The 975-nt window shown below is 45.0% G+C and carries 1 protein-coding gene; it reads right to left on the bottom strand.

The genetic code is table 11. The features are described 5' to 3' along the window. Window positions 1–41: 41 nt before the first annotated feature. Window positions 42–975, bottom strand: a 934-nt coding sequence (locus tag BCT34_RS04530; RefSeq protein ID WP_241902773.1) for an urease accessory protein UreD, incomplete at its 5' end; no start/stop codon positions are given.

Here is a 975-nt window from a genome sequence, read left to right on the forward strand (position 1 = left end):
TTCACTATGCCACTACACCTCGGTACAAATAGGGCTAATCGCTAAGTCGCCCAAATCCTTGGTAAATCAGGAGTCGTACCACATAAATGAGAGCGAGTTGCTTGCCATATCTGACCAAAGGCTTGGAGGATGTCTTCACTCCAATTACCCAAGGCTCGCACCACAATCAATCCTTCTATCTGAGTCGCACCCAATATTAATGTGGGTTCACTCGATTTTTTTGATGTAACTGATTGCTGTGAAGCTTGCTGTGTAATAGATAAGAGCAAGCTCTGTACCAACTCTAAATCTTGCTTCTCATTTGAGGTGAGATAAAAGGTACCCATCATTGAATAATCAAGTAAACCCATATTTATCATTAACTTATCGCCACCATGAAAATTAAACCCTTCAGTTAGAAGCCTTTGATTATCAAGATAGATTTCCGTTTTCCCAACAAGGTGGCCACGCTCAAATCCCTCATTCTGTGCAGGCCGTCCAAAACAGTGCATCTCCCAACCCCAAAACTGTGCACCCTTTTCTAGGCGGATTTCAGTGTCTAGACGAACGTGTGCATTGGGGAAAAAGATGTTTTCTTGCGGCATCCATTCCAAGCGAGCACCTTTCTTCACGCGAAGAGTTTGCTTCTGCTTGGCGTACTTGTTGTTAGAACGATAAAACTTGGTAGCACCGGGTGTGGTGATCAATGTATGAGCACCACTTTCTACGGTTGCCTCAATATTGAGAGTGTCACCACCCACCACTCCGCCGGGGGGATGGAGTAAGTAGGTGTGACACGTTTCCCCATCAGGATACAGGGGGCGTTGCACCGCAAGCGGACCAGACTGCTGACGATTTTTTAATAGGGTTTTGTCACCACGGTCGACAAAGGTGAGATTTAGACTTGCTTGCCAACCATCACGAATATCTTGTTCGATGGTCTCATTCAAAGATAATGCTTCTACTAAAGAAGCGTTCTGTAGTGGCATAGTGAAT

The sequence above is a fragment of the Vibrio sp. 10N.261.45.E2 genome (genome assembly GCF_002875705.1).
Taxonomy (GTDB): domain Bacteria; phylum Pseudomonadota; class Gammaproteobacteria; order Enterobacterales; family Vibrionaceae; genus Vibrio.